The sequence below is a fragment of the Promicromonospora kroppenstedtii DSM 19349 genome (genome assembly GCF_000515355.1).
In the GTDB taxonomy this organism is placed as follows: Bacteria; Actinomycetota; Actinomycetes; order Actinomycetales; family Cellulomonadaceae; genus Promicromonospora; species Promicromonospora kroppenstedtii.
The window spans coordinates 70,602-76,135 of record NZ_KI911665.1 but is presented as its reverse complement, the minus strand read 5'-3'; the positions used below and the strand labels follow the sequence as shown (position 1 = coordinate 76,135).

General features: G+C 69.7%; 4 protein-coding genes. All 4 read left to right on the top strand.

From position 1 onward, the window contains the following. A partial coding sequence (locus tag PROKR_RS12705; RefSeq protein WP_084800418.1) for an RluA family pseudouridine synthase occupies positions 1 to 854 on the top strand: 854 nt, incomplete at its 5' end. Positions 855 to 915: 61 nt separating this feature from the next. Further along, positions 916 to 4,464 carry a DNA polymerase III subunit alpha gene (gene dnaE / locus PROKR_RS12700; protein WP_036963746.1) on the top strand — a complete coding sequence of 1,183 codons (3,549 nt, stop codon included), beginning with the start codon at positions 916 to 918 and terminating at the stop codon, positions 4,462 to 4,464. Then, positions 4,461 to 4,985 carry an NUDIX hydrolase gene (locus tag PROKR_RS12695; protein WP_084800417.1) on the top strand — a complete coding sequence of 175 codons (525 nt, stop codon included), beginning with the start codon at positions 4,461 to 4,463 and terminating at the stop codon, positions 4,983 to 4,985. Before dnaE ends, PROKR_RS12695 begins: the two co-directional genes overlap by 4 nt. Before the next feature lie 113 nt (positions 4,986 to 5,098). Continuing rightward, positions 5,099 to 5,534: hypothetical protein (locus PROKR_RS34775; protein ID WP_036963744.1), on the top strand; the 436-nt coding region annotated here is incomplete at its 3' end.

Sequence of the window (5,534 nt, the reverse complement as noted above, 5' to 3'; positions counted from 1 at the left end):
GGTTCTCCCGAACGCGTGCCGCCGAGCTCGCCGAGGCCGGCGCCGTCCAGCTCGACGGGCGGCCCGTGGGCAAGTCGGACCGCGTGGTCGCGGGCGGCTGGCTCGAGGTGGACATGCCGGAGGAGCGGCCCGCCGTCGAGGTCGTGGCCGAGCCCGTGCCGGGCATGGGCATCGTCTACGACGACGACGACCTCGTCGTGATCGACAAGCCGGTCGGCGTGGCGGCGCACCCGTCGCCCGGCTGGACCGGACCCACCGTGGTCGGCGCGCTGGTCGCCGCGGGCTACCGCGTCTCGACGTCGGGCGCTGCCGAGCGGCAGGGCATCGTGCACCGGCTCGACGTCGGCACCTCGGGCTTGATGGTCGTGGCCAAGTCGGAGGTCGCGTACACAGGGCTCAAGCGCGCCTTCAAGGAGCGCACGGTCGACAAGGTCTACCACGCGCTCGCGCAGGGGCACCCGGACCCGACGTCGGGCACCATCGACGCTCCCATCGGGCGGCACCCCAGCTCGGACTGGAAGTTCGCGGTCACGGCGGACGGCAAGCCGTCGGTGACGCACTACGAGACGCTGGAGATGCTGTCCGCGGCGTCGCTGCTCGAGGTGCACCTGGAGACCGGGCGCACCCACCAGATCCGCGTGCACTTCGCGGCGCTGCGGCACCCGCTCGTGGGCGACCTGACCTACGGCGCGGACCCGGTGCTGGCCTCCAGGGTGGGGCTGACCAGGCAGTGGCTGCACGCCCACCGGCTGGGTTTCGAGCACCCGGTCACGGGGCGCTGGGTCGAGGTGGAGTCGCCGTACCCGGCCGACCTGGAGGCCGCTCTCGAGGTCGTGCGGGGCGCGTACACGTGATGTGAGGTTCCGCTCGGCGTTTGTCGTCGGAGTGTCAGTGTCCCGTGCCTAAGATCTGGACATGCCCTCCGCCACCGCCTCGAAGAGCGACGACTTCGTCCACCTCCACGTCCACACCGAGTTCTCGATGCTGGACGGCGCGGCGAGAATCGGCGACCTCATGGAGGAGGTCGGGCGGCAGGGGCAGCACGCCATCGCGACCACTGACCACGGGTACCTGTTCGGGGCGCACGAGTTCTGGGCGCAGGCGCAGAAGGCGGGCATCAAGCCGATCATCGGCGTCGAGGCGTACATCACGCCGGGCACCAGCCGGTTCGACCAGACCCGCGTGCGCTACGGCGAGGCGGGCCAGGAGTCGGACGACGTCTCGGCGCGTGGTGCTTACACGCACATGACGCTGCTGAGCAAGAACAACACCGGCATGCACAACCTGTTCCGGGCGTCCTCCCTGGCCTCTCTGGAGGGCCAGATGGGCAAGTGGCCCCGCATGGACCGGGAGCTGCTGGAGAAGTACTCCGACGGGCTCATCGCGACGACCGGCTGCCCGTCGGGCGAGATCCAGACGCGGCTCCGGCTGGGCCAGTGGGACGAGGCGGTCCGCCAGGCGGGCGAGCTCCAGGACATCTTCGGCAAGGAGAACTACTACGTCGAGCTGATGGACCACGGGCTCGACATCGAGACCCGGGTGACCAAGGAGCTCCTTGAGCTGTCCAAGGTGATCGGCGCCAAGCTCGTCGCCACCAACGACCTGCACTACGTGCGCGAGGAGGACTCGACCAGCCAGGAGGCGCTGCTGGCGATCAACTCCGGCTCCACGCTGGACGACCCGAACCGGTTCAAGTTCGACGGCTCGGGCTACTACGTGAAGTCCGCCGCCGAGATGCGCAGGGTCTTCAAGGAGCTGCCCGAGGCGTGCGACAACACGCTGCTCATCGCCGAGCAGTGCGAGGTCTCGTTCGACACCTCGGCCAACTACATGCCGCGCTTCCCCGTGCCGGACGGCGAGGACGAGATCTCCTGGTTCATCAAGGAGGTCGAGGCGGGCCTGCTGCGCCGGTACCCGAACGGCTACTCGGATGCGGTGCGCAAGCAGGCCGACTACGAGGTCGAGGTCATCATCCAGATGGGCTTCCCGGGGTACTTCCTCGTGGTCGCCGACTTCATCAACTGGTCCAAGGACCAGGGCATCCGGGTGGGCCCGGGCCGTGGTTCGGCCGCCGGGTCGATGGTCTCCTACCTGATGGGCATCACCGAGCTGGACCCGCTGGAGCACGGCCTGATCTTCGAGCGCTTCCTCAACCCGGAGCGCGTCTCCATGCCCGACGTCGACGTCGACTTCGACGAGCGCCGGCGCGGTGAGGCCATCCGGTACGTCACGGAGAAGTACGGCGACGACCGCGTGGCCCAGATCGTCACCTACGGCACCATCAAGGCCAAGCAGGCCCTCAAGGACTCCGCGCGGCTGCTCGGCATGCCGTACGCCATGGGGGAGAAGCTCACCAAGGCCATGCCGCCCGCCGTCATGGGCAAGGACATCTCGCTCAGCGGCATCTTCGACCCGAAGGACAAGCGGTACTCGGAGGCGGCGGAGTTCCGCCAGGTGCACGAGGCCGACCCCGAGGCGCAGCGCGTGGTCGAGCTCGCCCGCGGTATCGAGGGCCTGAAGCGGCAGTGGGGCGTGCACGCGGCCGGCGTCATCATGTCGAGCGAGCCCTTGATCGACATCATCCCGATCATGAAGCGCCCGCAGGACGGCGCGATCATCACGCAGTTCGACTACCCGACGTCCGAGGGCCTCGGCCTGATCAAGATGGACTTCCTGGGCCTGCGCAACCTCACGATCCTCGACGACGCGCTCGAGAACATCGTGATGAACGGCAAGGACCCGATCGACATCGAGAAGGTCGCGCTCGACGACAAGCCGACCTACGACCTGCTCGCCAGCGGCAACACGCTCGGCGTGTTCCAGCTCGACGGTGGGGCGATGAGGTCCCTGCTGCGGCAGATGCGGCCCGACAACTTCGAGGACGTCTCCGCCGTCATCGCCCTGTACCGGCCCGGGCCGATGGGCATGAACTCGCACATCAACTACGCGCTGCGCAAGAACGGGCAGCAGCAGATCGAGGCGATCCATCCCGAGGTGGTCGAGCCGTTCGCCGAGATCCTGGACGAGACCTACGGCCTGATCGTCTACCAGGAGCAGGTCCAGCGTGCCGCCCAGATCATGGCCGGCTACTCGCTCGGCCAGGCCGACCTGCTCCGTCGCGCGATGGGCAAGAAGAAGCCCGAGGTGCTGGCCAAGGAGTACGTCAACTTCGAGAAGGGCGCCAAGGAGAAGGGCTACAGCGCCGCCGCGATCAAGGCGGTCTGGGACACCCTGGTCCCGTTCGCCGGCTACGCCTTCAACAAGGCGCACTCCGCGGGCTACGGCCTCGTCGCGTACTGGACCGCGTATCTCAAGGCGAACTACCCGGCCGAGTACATGGCGGGCCTGCTGCAGTCGGTGGGTGACAACAAGGACAAGATGGCGCTCTACCTCAACGAGTGCCGTCGCATGGGCATCACGGTGCTCCCGCCGGACGTCAACGACTCCGCCGCCAAGTTCACGGCGGTCGGCGGCGACATCCGGTTCGGGCTCACCGGTGTGCGCAACGTGGGCCGTAACGTCGTGGACGCGATCGTCGAGGCGCGCGAGGAGAAGGGCAGCTACACGTCCTTCCAGGACTTCCTGGACAAGGTCCCCGCCCCCGTCTGCAACAAGCGCACCATCGAGTCCCTCATCAAGGCCGGCGCGTTCGACTCGCTCGGCCACACCCGGCGCTCGCTGCTCGTGATCCACGAGCAGGCCGTCGACTCCGTGATCGGCGTGAAGCGCAAGGAGGCCGAGGGCCAGTTCGACCTCTTCGCCGACTTCGGCGGCGGCGCCGACGACGAAGGCATGGGCTTCTCCGTCGACGTGCCGGACCTGCCGGACTGGGAGAAGAAGCAGAAGCTCCAGTTCGAGCGCGAGATGCTCGGCCTGTACGTGAGCGACCACCCGCTGTCGGGCCTGGAGCACGTGCTGCAGCGAGCGGCCGACACCTCGATCGCGTCGCTGCTCGCCGACGAGCACCGGCCGGACAACTCCGTGGTCACCGTGGCCGGCCTGCTCACGTCGGTGCAGCGCAAGATGAGCAAGAACGGCAACCCCTGGGCCGCCGTCACGGTCGAGGACCTGGAGGGCGCCGTCGAGGTCATGTTCTTCGGCGAGACCTATCTGGCGTACTCGACGATGCTCGCCGAGGACCAGGTCGTGGTGCTGCGGGGCAAGGTGCGCCGCCGCGACGAGTCGATGTCGCTGCAGGCCATGGAGGTGGCCCTGCCGGACGTCACCGTGGGCTCCGACTCGCCGCTGGCCGTGACGGTGCCGCACACCCGCGCGGTCGAGCCCATCATCGTGCGGCTGCGCGAGGTGCTGGCCACTCACCCCGGGTCGGCGGAGGTGCACGTCGCCGTGGCCGAGCCGGGCAAGCGGACCGTGATCCGTGCCGCCGACAGCCTCCGGGTCGAGAAGTCTCCGGCGCTGTTCGGCGACCTCAAGGCGCTCCTCGGCCAGGGGTGCCTGTCGTGACCGAGGCTCCGGACGTGGCGCCGGCCGGCGCAGACCGCTACGACGAGCGTGACCACGAGCGGTTCACGCTCGTGCCCGCCGCCTACCTCTACTTCCGACGAGAGGGGCAGGTACTGCTCCAGCTGCGGCAGGGCACCGGCTACCGCGACGGCCACTGGGCCTGCGCAGCCGCGGGGCACGTCGAGGAGGGCGAGTCGGTGATCGAGACCGCCGTGCGCGAGGCCCGCGAGGAGCTCGGCGTGGAGGTCGCGCCCGAGGACGTCCGGCCCCTGACGGTGCTGCACCGCGGCGAGCCGGGCGGGCCGGCGATCGAGCAGCGTGTCGACTTCATGTTCGAGGTGACCCGCTGGACCGGGACGCCGTCGATCCAGGAGCCCGACAAGGCCGCCGACCTGGCGTGGTTCCCGTTCGTGGGGCTGCCGGACCCGGTCGTGCCGCACGAGCTCGCCGTGCTGCGCGCGGTGCACGACGCGGGCCGTCACGGGACCGAGATGCCGCGCATCCTGCCCTACGGATTCTGACTGCCAGATCGCCGCGCGGCCCTGGTGTGCGCCCAGGCGGCACGACCCAGGTCGCGCCGCCGCGCGACCTGCGTCGGATGTGGGCACCAGGGGCCGCGCGCGACGCTGCAGACATGACAACGACGCCCAGCTCTTCCCCGCACACGACCTCGACCAGCCGTGCAACGGGCCGGCCCGGGACCGGTATCGCGATCAGCGCGGCGGTACTCGCCGCCGTCATGTCCACGGGCGCTCTCCTCGTCGGACCGGCCGAGGAGTACGCTCGGATCTTCCCGCCGCCATGGGTCACGATCATCGCCGTCGGGCTCATGCTTGCCGCGCTCCTCGTTCCGCGAGGCCGCGCGGGAACCACCCTCGGGTGGGCGGCCGCCATCTTCTTCCTGGGCGGGTCCGGCGGGGTCGTCCTCGACGCGTTCCGGGCGTTCTTCTGGGCGACCGGCGTACCGGCGGGGGACTTCGCCAGCGTCGACTGGCCCGGGGCCACCGCCCGCGCCGTGAGCCTGGCCGCCGCTCTCGTCACCGTCCACCACACGTGGCGGCTCGGCGCCG